Origin of the sequence: Chitinophaga hostae, from assembly GCF_018224885.1 — a bacterium.
GTDB lineage: Bacteria > Bacteroidota > Bacteroidia > Chitinophagales > Chitinophagaceae > Chitinophaga > Chitinophaga hostae.
In genome coordinates this window covers 391,178-413,392 of the sequence record NZ_JAGTXB010000006.1, presented here as the reverse complement: position 1 = coordinate 413,392, position 22,215 = coordinate 391,178, and the positions used below count along the sequence as shown (strand labels likewise).

The window sequence follows — 22,215 nt, the reverse complement described above, 5'->3', positions numbered from 1 at the left end:
TAATACAGCATGAGTACCATCCAGATCAACAAACCGGTAATAGGTATCACCATCGGTGATATCAACAGCATTGGCGCAGAAATTATCATCAAAACGTTTTTAGATACACGTATGATGGAATTTTGCACGCCGGTGATTTTTGCGTCCAACAAAACCATCAACTTTTACCGGAAGCTGATGAATGAGAACAACTTCAATTACCAGAGCATCAAGGATTTTACCCGTTTAAATCATAAACAGGTGAATGTGTACAATTGCTGGGAAGAAGAAGTACAGATCACGCCCGGCGTTTTGAACGAAACCGGTGGCAAATACGCCGCCCGGGCACTGGAAATAGCCATTAAATGTATGCAGGAAGGCTACCTCAGCGGACTTGTAACCGCCCCAATCCATAAGAACAATATCCAGAGCGCCAATTTCAACTATACCGGCCATACTCCTTACCTGCGGGATGCTTTCAATGCTAAAGATGTGCTGATGTTTATGACCGCGGACAATATGCGGGTGGGCCTGCTCACCGAACATGTGCCGCTGGCAGACGTCGCAAAGCATGTTACCAAGGAAAACATCCTCGGTAAATTACAACTGATGAAAGATAGCCTGGTAAAGGACTTCGGTATTGATCAGCCCCGTATAGCCGTATTGGGACTCAATCCTCATGCCGGCGACGAGGGACTGATAGGCCGCGAAGAAATAGAGCAGATCAGCCCCGCTATCAGGCATGCCAAAGGTAATGGCATCCTGTGCTTCGGTCCCTACAGCGCTGATGCGTTCTTTGCCCGTGAAATGTTTAAACAGTTCGATGGCGTACTGGCCATGTACCACGACCAGGGCCTCATTCCATTCAAATCACTGGCAAGTGGCAATGGCATCAACTATACCGCCGGACTCGGCATCGTACGCACTTCCCCTGACCACGGTACCGCCTTCGATATCGCCGGCAAAAACCTGGCAGATCCCGATTCCTTCAGACAGGCCATTTTTACCTGTCTGGAAATACTGGAACAACGGGCACGCTATGCCGACAATACCCGGAACCCGTTAAAGAAAACAGAACTCGCCTCCGAATAGTCTTTCCCGGGATTTTTTTTGCCCAGGATTAAACTGATTTTGATGATTTTCAGGATTTTTTTATTGTGATTATAATTCGATCTTAAAAGATTAGCGAAGATGTAAGCAAATTCGCTTAAATCTTCGCTAATCTTTAAAAATCAAAAAAATGAAAAAATCCTGAAAATCATCAAAATCAGTTTAATCCTGGGCAAAAAAAATCCCGGGCAAGACAACGATCGCTCATGCCTTCCGCCTGCCGGCACCAAGATAAGACTGAATAGATGCTACATAGTTCTCAAAGGCTTTCTTGCCGGCAACCGTGATCTTACACATGGTTTGCGGATAGTTGTCCTTGAATTGTTTAACCACCGTGATATAATCGGCGTCCCGTAACTTATTGATCTGTACACTCAGATTCCCTGCTGTTGCATTGGTTTTCTCTTTCAGAAACGTAAACTCCGCTTCCTGTTCACTGATCAACACCGACATAATAGCCAGCCGCAATTGAGAATGTAGTACCGGGTCCAGATCTTTAAAGTCCATGAGTTAGATTTTCAATGTCGCTACTTGATACTTAGCTGTTTTATTTCAATGATTTACGTGCAATGCAAACAAAATAGCTAATATCTAAATAAAAATTTCTCAAATTATTTCTGGCTGGCCTCCAGTAGCTTACGGGTGTAAGCCTCCCCCCAATGTGGTGCTATGTTACTTTCCGGTTTGAAGGCGGCAAACTTTTCCAATGCCTGTTCCAGTGTGGTCTTGGCTTTTGCCTTACTACCACCAAACTGCTCAGGTGTAAATAACAGCGACTGTCCCTGTAACATATACACTCTTGGGTTTTCCGGGTTCAGACCTTTAGCCTGTTCCAGTTGCGAAGCCGCTTCAGCGCCATATTTCATGCCCCTGGTCATCGGATCTACTGTGAGCCTTGCTGTAGCCACCAATGAGCGGATGCAGGCAATCTCAGAACTTTTCGGGTTCAGCGCTTCCGCCTTATCAAGGTTGCTTTCCGCCTTATCTGCCAGCGGATCGATCTGCGTTTTATCTTGCAGCATAAAAGCCTGCATCACCTGCATATAGGCAGCGTAGTAATAAGGCAGCCACTGACTTTTCTCGGCATCTGCAATGCGTTCAAAAGTGTTGGCTTTTTGTTGTAACCCATCCGGTGTAAATGTGCTGCTGCTGTCCAGGTCGGACGTTTGCTTTACCATGGCATCCTGGTACTGGGCACTTTGGGCCATAGCTGCGGTAGCCAGACTACCGGTAAATAAAAAAGCAAGAAAGATACGTTTCATATGTATTGTGATTAGAGGTTATTAATAACATCCTGTCTTCTGTCTATGCCAAAATTCATAAACATACCCAGGAAAATAAATCTTGGTACATTCGGTGTAATCTCCTCCCGGCGCAAACCATCGCTGGAATAATGATAACCAAATACCTGCTTGTTTCCTGGCGCATTGCTTACAGATAAAACGAAGATGGTAAAGGCTTTCCGGATAGAGGTCAGGTAACTCGCACTCACGCCTACTGCGTTGTATGTGATCGTTTTTTCAGACATAAATTTGTCGGCCGGTAAATTAGGATTGTAGTAAGGACGGCCGGTGGCAAAAGTATATGTTAACCCCAGGTTAGTGCTAAGTTTAGGAAAAAAGTGCTTATACACTACGCTGGCAGTATGATTTGCCGCAAAATCGGGCTGTACCCGGAAAGGATAGTTAAGATAATTACGTTTGGTATCCAGATAAGAATAAGAGATCCAGTAGTCCACGTTCTTAATACTTTTCCGGTCGCGCCAGAACACTTCTATACCCTGTGCATAGCCGCTTCCATTGTTATTATAAGAAGGCACCGTTTTTACCAGGTCGTTGTATTTCTTATAGAATAATTCGGTACGGAAGGTATAATCGCTGGCTACCCGCTGATAGCTGACGATATAGTGGGTGGCTTTCATGTAGCCGAGATAGTTATCAAAGCGAATGTACTGAGGCTCCGGCTTCTGGTAGTAATCGCCATAGGCAATGGAAAACTGGCTGTAGTTATTTACTTTATAGGCCAGCGATACCCGGGGCGCAAAATTCATTTTACCCAGTACGGAAGTATATTCTGCCCGGCCGCCCACACGCCCTACAAAACTGGGCGTAAAGTAAACGTCGCCTTCAGCAAAAGCAGCGGTATAGTTGTCTACATAATTGGCATGGTACCCATTCATCGTTGATTTCTCAACCGCATACTGGTACTCGCCTCCGAAACGCAATACAGAAAAGCGGCCCATGTTCTTATATAATATCAGCTTTGACTGGCTCAGATCAGATTGTACCCTGATCAATGTAGGTGCATAGTTTTTCAGTAAGGTATCTGCATTGATATTATCAGTGTTGGAGCTAAAAGATGCGCCTACATATAAATGCCAGTCGTGCCCGATATTTTCGCGATAAGTCAGGTTCGTATATACGTTGTTGTTATGCAGTTTGAACGACTCTGTATAGCCCGGATATTCCAGGCTGTTTTTATTAAAGCCCATCTTTGTCCAGTTCCCGTAACCATAAAATTTGAGCATACCTGTTCTGGAGGTCTTCCGGCGGAAGTTAACAGAGGTACCGATAATTTCAGGCCCCAGGTTAGGCGACTGTTTAGGTTTAAAAATATTGAAGTATGGAGCAAGGTTAGTATAATCTGCTTCCACCCCGTAAGATGTTTTTTTGTCTTTCGACAGGTTGTCTACACCAGCGCTTACACCAATCACCGATACGCCTACAGAAGAAGAAGAGCGTTCCGGCAAATCAACCGATTCAAGAATGAGGGCAGAGGATAAACCCTGCCCGTATTGAGCGGAGTAGCCTCCACTGCTGAAAGTGGTGCCTTTAAACAGGAAAGGGGAGAAACGGCCGCGTCCGGGAATATCAGGTAAACTGCTGGAAAAAGGATTCCTCACCAACATACCATCTATCAGTGTCTGGGTTTCATAACCAGTACCGCCCCGCACAAACAGGCCTTCCCGGTCGTTGGTTTGCTGCGCGCCAGGTAATGTTTTAATGGCGTTGGCAATATCTGCGCCAGCCCCGGCAGTGGTCACAATATCCAGCGGTTTCAGCACTGTGCCTTTTTTATCATCGCTGGCCTCGAAACTACCGGCGGATATAGTCACTACCCGCAATGCGTTGATAGCACTCTTCAGTACAATATTCAACTGCTGGTCCGTACTGGTGTTTACTTTCAGCTCCAGCACCTGGTAGCCGGTCAGCGTAGCCGACAACACCTGTTCGCCGTTAGCAGTAGTGGTAAAAGAAAAGGAACCATCTGCAGTAGTTGTAGCGCCATCATAGGAACCTTTCACAGCGATATTAACGCCGGGCAAAGGATGTTTTTTACTATCGGTGACCTTTCCGGTGATCTTACTCTGCGCCAACGACAACAGTGGTGAACAAATAAGGATATATAGATAAAGGTTGAATCTGGACATATTCAGGGATTAAATACAGAACAAATGTAAACTAGTTTATTTTATAAACCAAATATTATCTTAAAACAAAGTCCCCCCCCTTCCGGAAGAAGAAGTAGTTATAACAGCAAAGAATTACTGTACAGAGGGCAGGAACTTCCGTAAGAATGATGGAGATTAACAGTTTATTACTTCCTAAAAATATCTAGGCGTACTAATCCTGGACTGTTTACTGTTAAACAGGAAGCCCACAGAAATTTCATGGGATCCCTGCTGGTACCCAGCCATTTTGTTGATCGAGATGTCGTAAGAATAACCAATCCGTAATTGCGGTGTGGCATAAAATTCCACTATCACACTGGCAGCATCAAGCTGCTCCAGGTTATCATCCAGGGCGGGCTTCTCCCATAACTTCACCCCTGTGCGATAAGAACCGCCTACCCAAAGTTTATCGGCGATCAGCAAAAAAGCGTTCAAATCCACATTGGTAGGCCCTTTAAAATCTTCTTTCACCATCAGGGATGGCTTGAGTTTCAAACTTTCTGATAAATCGAACAGGTAACCGGCAGTGAGGTACAGGTGCTGGGTTTTACGGATGGTTTTATAATTAAATCCGCCCCAATAGTAACGGGTATTATCTGTATACAGCGACAGCAGATCCATCACGGAAACGCCTGCATAAAACTTAGGCGTGTAATAATACACACCAAAGCGCGCATCGGGAATAATGGTCGATGTTTTTCCCATGGGAATGGCATTATCCTGGTCATCAATATATTTCAACGCAGTACCGTCGATACTATATTGCGTGATCCCTCCCCCGATGCCAATGCAGAGGCGTTTTGTGCCTTCATCTCCCAATGGTATACGATAAGAATAAAAACCATAGGCAGATAACGAATTCTCCGGCCCCAGGTTATCCATCATCACCTGGGCGCCCACTCCTACCCTTTCATCCCGGGCATTGGTAAGTCCGTCGATAGAAATTCCGGCAGTTTGCGGCGCGCCCGGAAAGCTTACCCACTGATGGCGGTAAATAGCATTGAGATACCAGTCCTGCTTATATCCTGCGTAAGCAGGATTTACACTCAGACCATTGAATACATACTGGCTAAACTGCAGGTTTTGCTGTGCTAATGTCGGGAGCCAGCAGCAACAGCTCACCCACAGCAGGATTATCTTTTTCATAGTACATCTTATCTCAGTAATTCAATCCATCCTTTGTAGGACCTTTCTCCATTTGGTGTGTTCAGTTTCAGGATGTAATAGTAAGTGCCTTCGTTCAGGTCTTTTCCATTCCATTCGTTCTGGTAGTTCTTTGACTGGTACACCATGTTACCCCAACGGTTATAGATAAATAAGGAAGAATTAGGATACCTGGAGATACCAATAATCACGAACTTATCATTCTTACCATCACCGTTCGGTGTAATCACATTCGGAATAAGAATATCATCGCCTGTTACAGTAATTACCTTACTGGTAGCCCTGTTATTGGACAAATCCGGATCCGGCAACAATGATGCAGCGGTAGCGCTGTTAACCACATCGCCGGTATTGGTAACACGTGCGGCATATTTTAGTGTAGCCGTTTGCGTTACTCGTAAACTATCAAGCGTCCATGTCAGTATTTTGGAGCCCGGATCATAACTTACTTCGCCTGCGCTGGCGTCAAATCCATTGATGATATCGAGATTACCGCTTAACGTATCTTTCACCCTGATCACCGGCGCCGTAAATGGACCAGCATTATTCAGCGTGATCACAAATTCTGCTTTACCTCCAACCTGCAATGGCGTTGTATTCACTAAAGCTTTCTGCACCTGCAGATCCGCCATCGGCAGTTCTTTCACATCAGTAATAACAGTAGCACTGGTATTGTTTTGCTGATTACCATCAGTGATACCCTCTGGCGTTGCAATCACCGCCTGGTTACGCAGCTGCGTAGTAGTCACCACCTTACCCCTGATAGTGATCCGTACGTTTGCACCCGCAGGGAAATTACCTACGGTTGCGCGGATAACATTGCCTGTGTTAGTGATCTGAATATCACCGGCACCTCCGGTAACGCTCTGCACTACCGCATAAGCACCTTCAATGCTCACCGGCAATATATCTGTAATCACGGCGCCATTGGCCGCTGCAGGACCCGCGTTGGCTGCTACCAGCACATAAGTGATGGAATCGTTGCGTTGCAAACTAACAGGACCTGACTTGGTAACAGAGAGGTCTGCTGTTTTCACAGCAGGGATGACGATGGTTTCCACCGGATCGGTCGGAATTGGCGAGCCAGTTTCCGGCTGCAGGATAGCGGTGTTCGAAACACTTGTTACTGTTGCATCTGCAGGCACCACACCTGTAATATTTATCTGTATAGTATTTCCGTTACCTGCATCGAGGTTACCTTTCACCATAACATTATTGCCGCTGCCACCAGATCCGCCTGTTAATTGCGAAGTACCATTGGCCACTGCCGTCCAGGTTACCTTACCAATGACTGCCGGTACCAGGTCTGTAATCGTTACCCCCTGCGCGGAAGATGGTCCGGCATTAGATGCTGTAATCACATAGCGGATGGTATCGCCGGCATTTACCTGTCGCGTACCGGTTTTCGTGATTCGGAGCTGAGACTGGCTGCTTACCTGTGTAGTAACCGTACTGGTAACCGTTTTATTATTAACATCAGTAGCACTGGCAATATTGATAATGCTGCCCTTGAAAGCAGGATCAATCTTACCTGCAATTTGTATATTGATCGCATTACCTGTACCGGCGTTAATATTACCGGTCAGCGTAACGTCACCGCTGCCGCTGCTGTTGCCGGTGATCTGCGCATTGCCGGTGGCAGTGGCTGTCCAGCTAACGCCACTGAGCGTATCAGAAACAATATCGCTGATCTTCACACCGGTCGCATCGGATGGACCATCGTTTGTTACCGTAATAGTATACTTCAGACTATCCCCTGCAACAGCATTGGCGGCCGCCTGTTTTACAATACGCAATGCAGGCTGCTGCGTTACTACCGTTACAACAGGCGTGCTCGGGATAGAGTCGCCGGTTACTGGTTTGAGTACCGCAATATTGGATACATTGGTGGTTGTACCCGGCGCTACCACGCCGGTAATATTCACTACAATGGTATTACCCGCACCTGCATCAATATCTCCTTTCACCAGCACATTATTACCACTTCCTGTTGCTCCGCCAGCGAGCTGTGAGGTTCCATTGGCCACAGCTGTCCAGCTAACATTAACAACCGCTGCAGGCACCTGGTCTGCAATGCTCACACCTGCTGCATTTGATGGACCTGCATTACTGGCGGTGATAACATAATGAATGGTATCACCTGCATTCACCTGTGCACTGCCTGTTTTGACAATACTCAATGCCGATTGTGTATTTACCACAGTAGACGCTGTTGCGGTTACTATCCTATTATTGATATCTGTTGCGCTGGCGGTATTGGTAATGGTGCCACTGAAAGCAGGATTAATCTTACCTGCAATTTGTATATTGATCGCATTACCTGTACCGGCGTTAATATTACCGGTCAGCGTAACGTCACCGCTGCCGCTGCTGTTGCCGGTGATCTGCGCATTGCCGGTGGCAGTGGCTGTCCAGCTAACGCCACTGAGCGTATCAGAAACAATATCGCTGATCTTCACACCGGTCGCATCGGATGGACCATCGTTTGTTACCGTAATAGTATACTTCAGACTATCGCCCGCGATACCGGTGGCCGGCGCTTGTTTATTAATCCGGAGTTGATATTTACGGCCAATAGTAGTGATCACCTGCGTGCTGCTGATAGTGGTATTGTCAGGTTTGGTTAAGCTGGCAGTATTACTAACATCGGCAGCAGTGGTATTAGCCGGTATCATACCACTGATTTGAAGTATGATGTTATTGCCGGTGCCTGCCGGGATATTACCTTTCACGGCAATATTATTACCGGTTCCGGCGGCAGCACTTGTAGTGGCCGCGCTTCCACCCGCGGTAGCTACCCAGCTTACACCTGTTATCGTTGCAGGAACAATGTCTGTAATGGTAATACCTGTTGCATCAGACGGCCCGGCATTTAATACCGTCACTACGTATTTGATGCTATCACCGGCATTAACAACAGCGGGGCCTGTTTTAGTAATGGTAAACGCTGAGCGCGGTGTTACGTTCGTAGTGGTAGTATTCGATGGGAACTGTTCTCCGTTTGAAGTGGCCGAAGCCCGGTTGGTCAATGTTCCGATAAAGCCTGGTGCAATGCGACCGGTAATTTGTATGGTAACAACATTATTTACACCTGCCGGTATCACTGCATGTATATTCACCTGGTTGCCTGAACCGGCAGTGCTGCCGGTTACCTGTGCAGCTCCTGTTGCTATTGCACACCAACGTACGCCTGTAAGTGTATCCGTTACTATATCGCTGATAGCAACATCTGTGGCGTCGGAAGGGCCGGTATTGCTGACCGTGATGGTATAACTCAGGCTATCTCCTGCGTTAGCTGCAGATGGCGCCTGTTTCACGATGCTGATGTTTGTTTTGCGCTGGATAGTAGTTACCACCGGATCACTGGTAATAATGCTGCTGTCTGGTTGTTTCAATGCCGCCGCATTGCTGATGCTGGTGGCCGTGGTATTAGCAGGTATTTTTCCGTTAATGGTCAGTTGTATATTATTAGCAGTACCGCCTGGGATATTTCCTTTGACGGCAATACTGCTGCCTGTTCCTGCTGCAGGACCAATGATCACCGCATTTCCGTTGGCAACAGCTGCCCAGGTAACATCTGTAATAGTTGCAGGCACCACATCTGTGATAGTGATTCCATTTGCATTGGAAGGTCCGAGATTAGTGGCGGTGACCAGGTAGCTGATCACTTCACCCGCATCTAATTTGGCCGGACCGGACTTCGTAATCGCCATCTGCGCGAGCCGCTGTACATCTGTGGTTACACTGCCGGTGTATTCTTTTCCATTGGCATCCGTTGCCGTAGCCACATTTGTGATAACGCCTGTAAAGTCCGGATCGGCCGTACCTGTAACTAAGATGTGGATGGCATTGGTATTGCCGGCCGGTACATTACCATGGAAACTGATTAAGCTGCCCGTTCCGGTAACAGGTGTGCTCGCAGCCAGCGTAGCGCCCCCCTCGAGCGTAATGTTCCACGAAACATTCTTTATCTGCGCAGGCACAATATCTTTCACCAGTGCATTCACCAGGTCAGACGGGCCGGCATTTACCACATCAATGTTATAGGTGACATTGCTGCCTGCATCGATGGTATGCGGGCCAGATTTGGTAACGGATACACCGGGCACATTGATGATTCGGGTATTCACAGAATCTTTCGCTGCCTCTGTTGCATTAAATAGCAGTGAGGCTTTATTCAGGATGGAGCCTGTTTGACCGGCTACAATGGTGCCGGTAATAGTTACCACGATACTGCCACCTACAGGAATATTTCCATTCACGCTTACATTATTGGTATAGCCGGTAGCGCTGCCAAGGATGGCAGCCCCTGTTGCAGCGGTAGCTGTCCAGCTCACCTGCTGTATTCCGGCAGGAACATTATCACTGATGGTAATATTATTTGCGTCAGAAGGACCGTTGTTAGATGCCTGCAGCACATAGGTAATCTTCCTGCCTGCTGCGAGGGTATCGGGACCTGTTTTACGCAACTGAAGTCCCGGTGATGCCGCCACAGTAGTAACTACCGGGTTGCTGGGCACTTCCGGCAAACCATTTATCGTATATCCACCGGTGTTAGTAACCGTTCCGGTAAATGAAGGTGCGATTGTTCCGGTGATGGATACCAGTACCCTGTTATTGGTACCTGTCGGTACATTGGCCACAAAAGATACGTTGCCGGTTCTGCCGCTGATGTTTCCTCCGTTGATATTCGCAGCACCCGATGCAGTAGCTGACCACACAGGGTTTTGAATGGTGGCCGGCAGTATATCAGATACCGTAATAGCACTGGCATCGGAAGGCCCGCCATTGTCCAGTACAAGTGTATAAGTGATCTGTGCGCCTGCGTTAGCTCTGGCTGGGCCAGTCTTCACCAAACGTATTGCTACACGGTTTACTACTTCGGTGGTTACATCATTAGATGGAACAATTTTTCCATTTACGTCAGCGGTAGCGGTGTTGCTCAGTTCTCCTGCATATGCAGGATCAATAATACCCGATACCTGGATGTGTATCACATTTCCGGTACCTGCCGGGATGTTTGCCGTGATGACCACATTACCTGTTTTGCCTGTTACATTACCTCCACTGATAACAGCGTTACCGGCGGCAGTAGCAGACCATACTACCTGTTGCAACTGTACCGGCAACGAATCGGCCAGTACAATGCCGGCTGCGTCAGACGGGCCATCATTGTATGCGTCTATCGTATAGGTGATCCTGCTACCTGCATTAGCGCTGTCCGGTGCAGATTTCACCAGCCTGATGCCCGGGTTAACAGTGATTTCAGATATAGCCGTTGCCGTTATGGGCTGACCATTTTCCGGTGTTACACTGGCGATATTGGTAAGCATACCACTATAAGCGGCATCCACTATACCGTTGATGGTAACAAGAATGCTGTTGGCGGCCCCCGCTGGTATACTTCCGGTCAGCACCACATTCCCGGGTTTATTGCTGACGTTCCCCCCGGTAATGGCAGCACTGCCTCCAGCGGTCGCATTCCAAACTGCATTTTTAATGGCGGCCGGAATTACGTCGGCAATAGTAATGTTATTAGCCGTAGAAGGACCGTTGTTGGTAACCTTCACCACATAACTGACAGACTGGCCGGCTGCCAGGTTTGCCGGGCCTGCCTTGCTGATTTGCAGGGATGGCCGACTGATTACATTTGTATTAACAACATTGCTATTTACCGTTTGTCCGTTTCCGTTAGCCACAGCGATATTGGTCATTACACCGTTAAAAGCGGGATCGGTCATACCCGATACCAGCACCGTAATTACGCTGTCTACCGGAACGTCGCGTGTCACATCCACATTGCCGGAGCCTGAGCTGGTGGTGCCATTGCCGGTGCCCACCCAGGTGGCGTTCAGTATTTCAGCAGGTATTACATCCTGCAATTTTACGTTGGTAGCGTTGGATGGTCCGTTGTTACGGAGTTCCAGCCGGTAAGTAATAGCTGTACCTGCCGCAATTTCAGCAGGACCCGATTTCACGAGTACCAATCCTGGCTGACTTGTTACAACGGTATTTACTGTAGCAATTGCAGGCACCGGGTTAGTAACACCAACCGGAGGTGTTGCTGTAGCTGTATTAGTTAACGTGCCTGTGAAACCAACATCTACCATTCCTTTCACAACCAGGGTAATGGTGTCTGTATTCGCACGTATATCTGCCAACAATGATACCGTGTTGCCCGTGCCGCTGCCTGGCGTAACGGAAGCTCCGTTTGTAGCAGCAGCGGTCCATGTTAAATTGGTAATGCCGGCAGGAATAGCGTCAGCAATAGTTGCACCTGTAACATCGGCAGGGCCGGCATTATTCACTTTTATCACATAGGTGATTGGCTGCCCGGCAGCGATTGCCGATGGCGCTGTTTTACTGATCCGCAGGTTTGCTGTTTTATTGACAGAAGTTACCACCTGGCTGCTCTTAACGCCCCCGAATGTAGCAGTAACAACGTTAGTAATAGTGCTGGCAGAAGTAGCACTTACCAGTCCTTTTATACTGATAAGGATAGTGCCTGACTGATCGCCTCCCAGCATGCCTGTGAGATTAATGTTATTACCGCTTCCGCCGGGAATAGATACTGATGCAGTACCAATGGGAACAGCAGTCCAGGTAACCGCCGAAATATCTGCCGGCACCAGGTCTGCAATGGCTATGTTGTCGGCTACAGACAAGCCGGTGTTAGTCAGTTCAATATCATAGTGAATAGTGTCTCCCACGTTTACCGTTGCCGGTCCGGACTTGGATAATTGCAATCCAACATCAGAAGTAACATTGGTACTAATACTACTGGTGTTATTGGCAGGTATTGTTTCTGTTACATCTGCCGGCGGTGTTACGGTAGCTGTATTAGTGAGGGTGCCTATCGCTTCACTCATTACCTGTCCGTTGATAGTAACGATCACTTCATTACCGGCGCCTGCTGCGATGTCGGCACTCAGCGTTATATTCTTGTCAACGATTACCGGAACACCGGCTGTAGCATTACCCCGGGTACTGGTAGTTACGCTGCTGATAGTGGCAAAGTTCGGAACAACATCCGTGATCACCGCGTTGGATACATCTGAAATACCTCTGTTGGTAACAACCAGCTGCCAGGTGATATGCTGACCGGCATTCCTGTTGGCCGGACCCGATTTTACAATGACCAGGTCGGCAGCCCTTGTAACGTTGGTAGTTACTGTAGAAGTTGCCGGGGTGTTATCTGTTACACCCGCCGGTGGTGTGGCGGTAGCGGTATTGTCGATAGCGCCTGTTAATGCACCCGGATTCACCTGGGCGCTAATCACTATGGTGATAGTACCACTGCCGGCAGGAATATCAGCAGTAGTGGCCACATCACCTGTACCTGAAGCTACGGATACAGCAGCTCCTGCTCCGGTGGCTATAGCCGTCCAGGAGGCATTAATGATACCTGGGGGGATAATGTCTGCTATCTCAACGCCTTTTACATTGGAAGGACCACGGTTGGTTATGGTGATGTTATACGTTACCTGCTCTCCCGCTATCGCATTTGCCGGGCCGCTCTTAATTATTTGCAGATCAGCCTTACGTGTAACCGTAGACGTTACTGTTGATGAAACGCCAGGTAATCCTGGCGGAGTGGCGCTCGCCGTATTGACCAGTTGTGTTCCGGTAAAATCAGGGTTAAGTACACCCGTTAACGTTATTACAATACTGTGTCCGGGGCCTGCCGGTATATTACCCGTCGTGTTGATGTTAACAGTGTCCTCCGTATTGTTCATACTGGTGCCGGCGCCTGTGGTCGCAGCCGTCCAATGCGGACTTAACAATGCAGGATCCAGCACATCAGCGATCGCCACATTCACGGCATCGGATGGACCATTGTTCGTGATAGTGATGGTATAAGTAACTTTTTCGCCTGCACTGATGGCACCCGGACCTGTTTTTACAACCTGCAATCCTGGATTGTTGGTGATAGTGGTACTCACCGTATCCGAAGTAACCGGCTGACCGGGAACAACGGCTACAGCCCTGTTCACCAATGGTGCCCCGCTATACGATGAAAGCACATTACCTGTTACCATCACCTGTATAGTATTACCAGCGCCGGCAGGTACATTTCCGGTAACGGAAATAGTATTGCCGCTACCGGTACCGCCGGCAGTTACGAGTCCGGCGCCGTTATTAACCGTTGTCCAGCTTACATTCGTAACGCCATTAGGAATAGTATCTTTTACAACTATACCAATTGCATCGGAAGGGCCATTATTGGTGACGGTAATGATCCACGAAATATCTGCTCCCGCCGGACTTTGGGCCGGGCCGGATTTGGAGATACTAACGCCGGGAGTATTGACTACATGGGTTACTGCATCGTTGGAAGTAAACGGCGGCTGACCGGTGATGGTGGCAGTAGCTGTGTTATTAATATCTCCCGTAAATGCCGGATCAATGGTGCCTTCAATGGTAAGCAAAATACTGTTACCCGTACCTGCTTCGATATCACCTGTAAAGCTGATGTTATTGCCACTGCCGGCGCCACCGGTTACAGCTGCTTCACCATTGCTTACCGCTGTCCAGGTTACATTTTTCACGCTGCCAGGCACTACATCTGAAATGGTGACCTGTTTTGCATTTGAAGGCCCGTTGTTGGTAATGACAACAGTATAGGTAATAGCGCTGCCTGCCGCAAGTGTATCCGGCGCACTCTTCGCCAACTGTAATGCGGAGGCGCTGGTTACAGTGGTATTTACTATTTCGCTCTTTGTAGTATCCCGTCCTTTCTGATAAATGGCTGCATCGTTACGGAGCGTACCTATGAAATCCGGCGACACGGTTCCTGTAACGGTAACGAATATATGATTTCCGCTGCCTGCTGCCAGGTCGCCACTGATCAGTAAACTATTGCCGGTACCGGTAGCGCCGGTTGTTACCGCTGCATTGCCAACAACGCTGGTAGTCCAGCTTACATTCGATACCTGCGCGGCTATTACATCCTGTATAAATATTTCTTTCGCATCAGAGAGCCCCGTATTTGTAGCTACGAGAGTATAGGTAATCTGCTCACCTGCATGAATGGTGGCCGGGCCGGATTTATCAATGCTTAGCGCCGGTTCATTCGTTATATTGGTTTGCAGTGATGCCGATACCGGCGTACCGCCAGACACACCAGCTGTTGCGGTATTGGTAATGGTACCCGCCGCTGCAGGATCAAATGTGCCATTAATAGTAATACGTATCCTGCCGGTATCAGCGGGTATATTGGCGGTAACCGTTACATTGTTGGTGTTACCGCTGGCGGGTCCGCTGATCACGGCACCGCCGGAGGCTACGGCTGTCCAGTCGAGATGCTGTACCGCCGCCGGCACCACATCTGCAATATTTACGGCGGTAGCGTTGGATGGTCCGCTGTTAGTGATATCCAGCGTATACATCATCCGTTCCCCACCGACCGCATTTTGTGGACCGGTTTTACTGATCTGCAATTGCGGTTTGTTCAATACATTGGTAATAACGGTATCGGAATGCACCGGCGGAATACCGGGACCATCGGCCGTTGCGGCATTAGATAGCTGTCCGGCTGCCCCCGGCGATACTTTACCCACAATAGTAATGGCAATATAATTGCCTGTACCCGCAGGGATAGTTCCATTCACCGCAATAGTATTACCACTGCCACTTGCTCCTCCTGTAACGCTGGCAATGCCTCCTGGCGTTGCATTCCAGGATACGCCGCTTAACGTGGCTACAATATCGTGGATGGTAATATTTTGCGCATCTGATAAACCGGTGTTGGTCACCAGCAGCTTGTAGGTGATCAGCTGACCAGCGGCAACAGTGTCCGGACCATTCTTGTTAATGATCAGTTTGGGGTCGCTGGTAACAATTGTTATCACACGATCTGAAGCCACAGAGGTGTTATTGGCAGCGTATATGAATGCCTGGTTAGGGATCTGCCCTTTAAACGCCGGATCAATAACCCCGCTTAATAATATCACTGCATAATTGGTATCGCCTACAGGGAAATCACCACTCAGCTGCAATATGCTGTTGCTGATCACAGCGGAAGCTACTGTTGTTTTTCCATGGGAATTAACCTGCACCTGCAAATCCTTTAAGAAGGCAGACAATGTATCCCGCAGTTGCGCATTAAAGGCATCGGATGGCCCTGTATTACTTACTTCAATGGTATAGGTGATCCTTTCCCCTGCGCTGGCGGCAGCCGGACCGGATTTCGAAATCACCAGTCCCGGTTTATTATTAATCGTGGTAACGATTTCGTTAGATGGCACAGGAGAATCATTATTCACCTGCACCTTTGCAGTATTGGTGATAGTACCACTGGCTTCTGTGATTAAAATGCCCGTTACACGGATGATAATATTGTTACCTGCACCTGCCGGGATATCACCGGTTACCAATATATTATTATTGTTGCCGGAGGCTCCGCCTGTAACAGTGGCACTACCAGCTGCTGTAGCCGTCCAGCTAACACCCGTGAGTGTGGAAGACAACACATCAGTAACAGTGGCATTTACTGCGTCAGATGGTCCGTTGTTCGTAACGGTAATGGTATAGTTCACCTTGGTGCCCGCATCCGCAGTGCCAGGGCCTGTTTTCACAATCTGCAATCCGGGTTTGTTCAGCACTTTTACTTCGCTGCCGGCTGTTACAGACGGACCAGCCGGCGTTCCTGCTGTTGCCGTATTCATAATAGTATCTTTTGCGGCAGCACTCACCGTACCTGATACAGTTACAATGATCACATTTGGGGCGCCTGCCGGGATATCGGCAGTAGTATTAATGTTGCTGCCGCTACCTGCTGCTGCACCCGTTACCACAGCTCCTCCGCTGCCGGCGGCTTGCCACTGCGGGTTCTGGATGACTGCCGGTATCACATCCGTAATCACTACCCCGGTGGCATTTGAAGGACCATTGTTGGTAACACTGATCTTATACTGAATGGCTTCTCCGGCGGTAACGTTTCCGGCAGGCGTGCTTTCCTTCGTGATATTGAGGCCTGTTTGATTCTGTACGGTAGTAATAACGTTGTTGGAAGTGATGACTGGCTGACCGGGAATATTAACGGTGGCTATATTCTCAAAACTACCGGTGGCGGCAGCGCTAAGCGTGCCTGTAATAGTTACATCCAGTTTATTGGCGCTTCCTGCTGGTAGTTTCGCTGTGAAGACAACATGGCCATTACCATTGCTAACATCTGCAGTGGCAGTACCAGACGGTGTCACCGTCCAGGTGGCATTCTGAACAAACGATGGCAATATATCGCTGACAACTGCTGCAGGAAGATCGGATGGACCGGTATTCATGATCTGCAGATGGTAGCTGATCGATGTCCCTGCAATTTCGCTTGCCGGGCCATCTTTCGTAATTGTTACGTTATAGCGCGGTGCAGCGGTATCAGTATCAGTAGCAGTATTAGCAGCGGGATTAATGTTGGTGTATCCTGGCGGAACAATGGCTGTTGCCTTATTCACCAGCGGGCCGGTGAAGTTAGATGGAATGACCATCGTTAAGGTGTAAATAACGCCCGCTCCGGCCGGCAAATCCCATTTTTGATCTATAGCCCCGGTGCCTTGCCCGTTGGGCTGAGAACCGGCTGTAAATGCATAATTCCAGCTGGCGGTTGTAATACCCGCAGGCAACGGATCTGTTACCTGCAGCTGCAGCACATCGGAGGGTCCGTTATTGGTATAGGCAACATTGTAAGTTACTGTAGTACCCGGCGTATAAAGTGTAGTGTTATCCGTTTTCGTTACAACTACTTCTACTTTACGTGTTACCGGTGTAACAATAGTAGTATCGGCAGGGGTAGGATCAGTAGTACCTGGCGGTGGTTTGGTGATTACCCTGTTGGATAACTCGTTGCCGGTATATGCTGCGGATACTTCGCCTGCAATCACCAGCGATACCGTTTGTCCCGGCGCAAGCGCAACGCCTGTCCACTGACCGGATGCCGGTGTATAAGTGCCTGCAGATGGCGTATAGCTATTCGCAACAAAGCCCTGTGGTAAACTGTCTGCAACGGTAAACGTTTCCGTTGCCAATAGTTTGGAAGGACCATTATTGGTAACAGTAATGGTGTAGCTTAACGCCTCTCCTGCGCCGGCATTAGCCGGAGTTGCCGCCTTTGATACAGAAAGATCCAGTACAGCCGGTTTCACCTCAATGGTAGCGGTAGCCGGGCTGCAGGCACCCTTGTCATCACAGGCATTGTACACATAACTATCGGTACCCGTATAACCAGGATTCGGCGTATAGGTAAAGGTGCCATCGGGGTTCAGTTGCAGGATACCATTTGAAGGCCCGCTTACCAACGAGGCAGTCAGTGCTCCGTGTTCAGGATCGCTGTCATTGGTCAATACATTGCCCTGCACCGGTACGTCACGCAACGTGGTGTATTGATCGTCTGCCGCTACCGGTGGATTATTAGGTACAATACCTTTTACGGTCGAGGTATTATTACTTTCATTTGGATCGGGTGTTTCCAGCGGGATAGGAACAATGGCCTGGTTCACCATCGAATCGCCGCCCAACGCAGCAGGATCTACGATACCTTTTACAGTGATCACTATTTGGTTACCGGCTGCAAAAGGCAGGTTGCCGGTTGTTGAAACGGCAGGGCCGCTGCCGCTGGCCGGACTAACGCTTACGCCTACACCGTTTACTGCGGAAGTCCAGGTAGCATTCTGCATCTTTGAAGGCAACACGTCCTGTATCTGGAAACCGCTTACATCTGAAGGTCCGAGATTCTCTACCGTAATAGTATAGGTAACCGGACCACCTGCCTTATAGGTATTACCTGCATCAGTTTTGGTGACTTTCAGGTCAGCCTGTCTTACATATCTCAATACAACGGTATCTGCTGATGGCGGGCAATTACCGTTGGTAACAGACCAGGTAAGCGTGGCAGTGGTATTAGGCTGCAGCGTAACAGTAGTATTTGGATTTGATGGATCAGCAATGCTGCCGGCTCCGCCCACAACTGCCCATGCGCCGGTGCCACTGGTTGCAGTGTTAGCGTTCATATTAAACAGGCCGCTGTTATTCTTAGTTTGATCCGGACCTGCATTGGCGGTAGTTGGTAATGCGTTAACCGTGATTTGCATGGTATCTGCGGTTGATGCGCAAGCTCCGCTGCTGATCGTCCATTTCAGCTGGTACACGCCTGGCTGAAGACCCTGTATACCGGTAGTCCCCAGGTTAGCATTGGCAAAAACAGGAGACGCCGGGCTACTGATAGTGGTCCAGGTGCCGGTGCCATTTACAGGGATATTCCCTGTCAACGTAGTGGTGCTTGCATTACACAAAGCCTGGTCATCACCTGCGCTGGCGGCAGAAGGCAACGGCGCTATCGTAATCAGCACCGTATCTGTTGAAGGCGCGCAAACACCGTTGCGAATGGTCCATACAAAGGCGTAGGTCCCACTTGTAAGACCGGTGATGCCGGCATTAGGCAACGCGGTATCTGCAATGAGTGCTGTGTTAGGACCACTCAGCTGACGCCATCCGCCGGTACCTGTTACCGGCGTATTACCAGACAACGTTGTGGCATTAACATCACAAAGCTGCTGATCGCCTCCTGCAGCTGCAATTGTAGGCACGGCGTTGATCAACACGGTGAGTGTATCGCTGATCATATCGGCACAGCCGGAACCTGTGCTGCTGACAATACGCCTGAAATAAGTTGTTTGTGAAACGGCAGGCGCATCATAGGTAACCAGTGTAGCCCCCGCAATATCATTAAATGTGTTATTGTTTACAGAAGACTGCCAGCGATAAGTATATGTGCCGGAGCCTCCTGTAGCTGGTGTTGTTTGTGTAAATGCAACAGGATCACCATTGCCGCAAAATGTCTGATTACCTGCAATTACACCGGGCAGCAGCAGCGGGTTGACAGTAATCATAATAGCGGCACTGGTATCGCTGCAGCTGCCGGAGTTAACAATTCTTCTGTACCAGGTGGATTGAGGAAGTGCTGCTGGCGTATAGTCTTTACCGTTATTAGTCCCTGTTGCCGGGGCAAATCCGGCGGTGGCGCTGGTTATGCTGGACTGCCACAGATAAACCGGGCTGCCGGTAATAGCATTACCGGTGAGCGGCGACGGCGTGCTGCCAATACAAATAGATTGGGATGCGTTGACAATATTACTGCCAATAGCGGTAGACACAGGGATACTGCTGGTTTTGATATTGTTACAGCCAGCGCCCGATGGGGCTCCATTACATTCTATGTCCGGATCAACAGGATTGCCGCTGGCGGCACTGGTGGCATCAGGATCTGTTACATCCGGCGGACGCAGCGCACTTGATTTGGTGATGAGATTTCCTCCTACAGGTACATCCGTTAAAGTACCCGTAATGGTATAACTGATAGTGGCGCCATTGGGCAGGTTCACCGTAGCATTATAAGCATTGCCTGTGATAGCGCTGGTAACGATCACCGCATTTCCACTAACAACAGGAGTTACCACCACATTCGCTAACTGTGCAGGAAATGAAAAGATGTAACGCGCGCCATTAGCGGAATCCGGACCATTGTTTCTTAAAATGGTAGTATATGTGATTGGCTTACCGGCACAAATAGCCGTGAGCGATGGAATGTTATTCACCACTTCCAGGTCGGCCTGGTATTGCTTCACAGTTACACTGGCTACCTGGGGCGCGCTGAAAATATAGGCCCAGGTATCCAGCAAACTATTATCACCATAACTATTCGTATACCTGTGACCGTTAAGTGTGCTGTTTACGCCCGGACTGGCGGATGCATTCACCGGAACCGGAGCGCCAACGCCGCTTCCCAGTAATTCATCATTCCAGTAAACGGTAGGATCCGGTGCATTGGAACCGTTGGTACGCGTAATATTGATACCATTCACGTTATTTTCCACATCCATATATGGGAAGTGTACTTCACCCGAAAAGAGCACAACCGAAACGGTGATATTTGTCCCGCTGGCGACATCGGCGCCCAATCCATTCTTACCGTCCCATAAAATGGCATTATCTCCGGATACAGAAGACCCGGTAATGATCCGGTCTACCGGATCGGCAGTACTGCCATTATTATTTACATCGATAGATATTTTAAAATTACCATTCTGATTAGCAGTAAAATGTACATAACCACCTCCCAGTGGCGGAGTACCGGAGCGCCCCGGTGTGCCTTCTCTCCCTGTAAAAAATACCAGGCTCACTACAGGATTAATAGGAGTGCTAATTAACCAGGTAGTAGCCGCAGCCCCGCCGGACCATAGCGAAGCGCTGGATGGCAGCGTATTATCCGGTGCATTATAAAATAGTTTCTGGGTAATGTTGGTTGCGTCGTCCGGTAATGTAGGATTATGAAAAGAGTAAGCGCCGTTAGAAGAAGTAACGCTACCAAGGTCTACACTTTTATATACGGGTACGCCTGTTGTTTTGTCGCGGGTACCTTTGTTGTTAACAAAAAAAGCAAACAGGAAAGGCTGTATACCATTGCCGGCAGCGGTATACGTAAAGCCATCCTTTGTGAGTACATTAAACTTACCATAAAACGCGGAAGAGGCGGTACCGGCGTTACCTGTAAAAATATTTACGTAGGCGCGTCCGGATTGTGCCACACCTCCACTGGCAACGGTAATATCCCAGGCAACTATTAACGCCAGGGTGCTTACTGCATTCTGATTAGCGGTAGTCCAGGCAGCGTTTGCAGCCGGCGGGCTGAATCCTGTTCCCAATGAGGTGGAGGCTGGGTTGGGCGGACCAAATTCTATGGTCCATATACCTTCTTCCGTTGCGAGGACTGTTCTTGAATAGGCGCTATATCCACCTACCGCCAGGGCAGATGGCCCTGCGAGTTCCTCTGCGCGGTTATTAATACGCCCTGTTATGGTGGAGGATCCTGTATTATAGCTTGTTCCATTGGGTGCAACAAGACGGGTGGTGCCCGAACCTATTCCCTGTGCGCTCGATCCTATATAAATCACTTCTCCCGCCTTCGCATATACGAACATTCTGCCGGGGTTGTAAATATTACCTATCAGTGAGCTGGTGGCGGTTGAGGAACTCGTCATATAGGCACGGTTACCCAATGCTCCCGAGGGATACATATCTTTGCTGCCTTCTCCAAAACTCTCAATAGCCAAAACCAGGTAAAGGAATACCAATACACAAACGGGGAAAATTCTTTTCATATAAGGTCTTTGTATCTCAAAAAGGGGCTGAACAGACACAATTCATTGTCACAATACCGGGTTCAGGTAAAGCATAACCGATTTCTTTTGTGGGGGAAAAGAAAAAAAGCGTGATTAAATGATTGTTCTCACATGAAACAATAGGCGCTAACGTATAAATCCTGGCTGTATTACTCTGGGTGGGAGAAGGTTATGAACGGGCAAAAACGGTATATACGACTTTGGTGTTAAGGACTTGATATGCAACAAATGTATTGCAAGGCTTTTATAAAAAAATCACGTCTATTATAATTATTTTTTTAAAAGGTTTGAAATTAATAATATATAGAATATTTAATATCCCAGAAGATAAGGAGTCCTATA

Annotated in this window: 6 protein-coding genes; 1 reads left to right on the top strand and 5 read right to left on the bottom strand. The window is 48.5% G+C overall.

What is annotated here, in order from left to right; translation table 11 throughout:
• Window positions 1-9 precede the first annotated feature (9 nt).
• Window positions 10-1,071, top strand: a complete 1,062-nt coding sequence (gene pdxA / locus KE626_RS15440; protein ID WP_211973805.1) for a 4-hydroxythreonine-4-phosphate dehydrogenase PdxA — start codon at window positions 10-12, stop codon at window positions 1,069-1,071.
• 222 nt (window positions 1,072-1,293) lie between these two features.
• Here the strand turns inward: pdxA and KE626_RS15435 are convergent, their stop codons facing one another.
• The 5 genes from KE626_RS15435 to KE626_RS15415 form a co-directional block, all read right to left on the bottom strand.
• On the bottom strand, window positions 1,294-1,596 hold the full coding sequence (locus KE626_RS15435; protein ID WP_211973804.1) for a winged helix-turn-helix domain-containing protein: 303 nt from the start codon (window positions 1,594-1,596) through the stop codon (window positions 1,294-1,296).
• 104 nt (window positions 1,597-1,700) lie between these two features.
• A complete protein-coding gene (locus KE626_RS15430; protein WP_211973803.1) occupies window positions 1,701-2,351 on the bottom strand; it encodes a tetratricopeptide repeat protein in 651 nt (216 codons plus the stop codon).
• A gap of 11 nt (window positions 2,352-2,362) precedes the next feature.
• Window positions 2,363-4,519, bottom strand: coding sequence for a TonB-dependent receptor (locus tag KE626_RS15425; RefSeq protein WP_211973802.1), 2,157 nt, complete (start codon window positions 4,517-4,519; stop codon window positions 2,363-2,365).
• A gap of 174 nt (window positions 4,520-4,693) precedes the next feature.
• Window positions 4,694-5,686 (bottom strand): PorP/SprF family type IX secretion system membrane protein, encoded by a 993-nt coding sequence (locus KE626_RS15420; RefSeq protein ID WP_211973801.1) that lies wholly within the window; start codon window positions 5,684-5,686, stop codon window positions 4,694-4,696.
• An 8-nt stretch (window positions 5,687-5,694) separates the two neighbouring features.
• Window positions 5,695-21,852, bottom strand: coding sequence for a T9SS type B sorting domain-containing protein (locus tag KE626_RS15415; RefSeq protein ID WP_211973800.1), 16,158 nt, complete (start codon window positions 21,850-21,852; stop codon window positions 5,695-5,697).
• Between the last annotated feature and the right edge of the window lie 363 nt (window positions 21,853-22,215).

Coding starts and splice junctions, on each gene's coding strand:
- pdxA (WP_211973805.1), top strand. CDS start 10: ATGAGTACCATCCAGATCAACAAACCGGTAATAGGTATCACCATCGGT.
- KE626_RS15435 (WP_211973804.1), bottom strand. CDS start 1,596: ATGGACTTTAAAGATCTGGACCCGGTACTACATTCTCAATTGCGGCTG.
- KE626_RS15430 (WP_211973803.1), bottom strand. CDS start 2,351: ATGAAACGTATCTTTCTTGCTTTTTTATTTACCGGTAGTCTGGCTACC.
- KE626_RS15425 (WP_211973802.1), bottom strand. CDS start 4,519: ATGTCCAGATTCAACCTTTATCTATATATCCTTATTTGTTCACCACTG.
- KE626_RS15420 (WP_211973801.1), bottom strand. CDS start 5,686: ATGAAAAAGATAATCCTGCTGTGGGTGAGCTGTTGCTGCTGGCTCCCG.
- KE626_RS15415 (WP_211973800.1), bottom strand. CDS start 21,852: ATGAAAAGAATTTTCCCCGTTTGTGTATTGGTATTCCTTTACCTGGTT.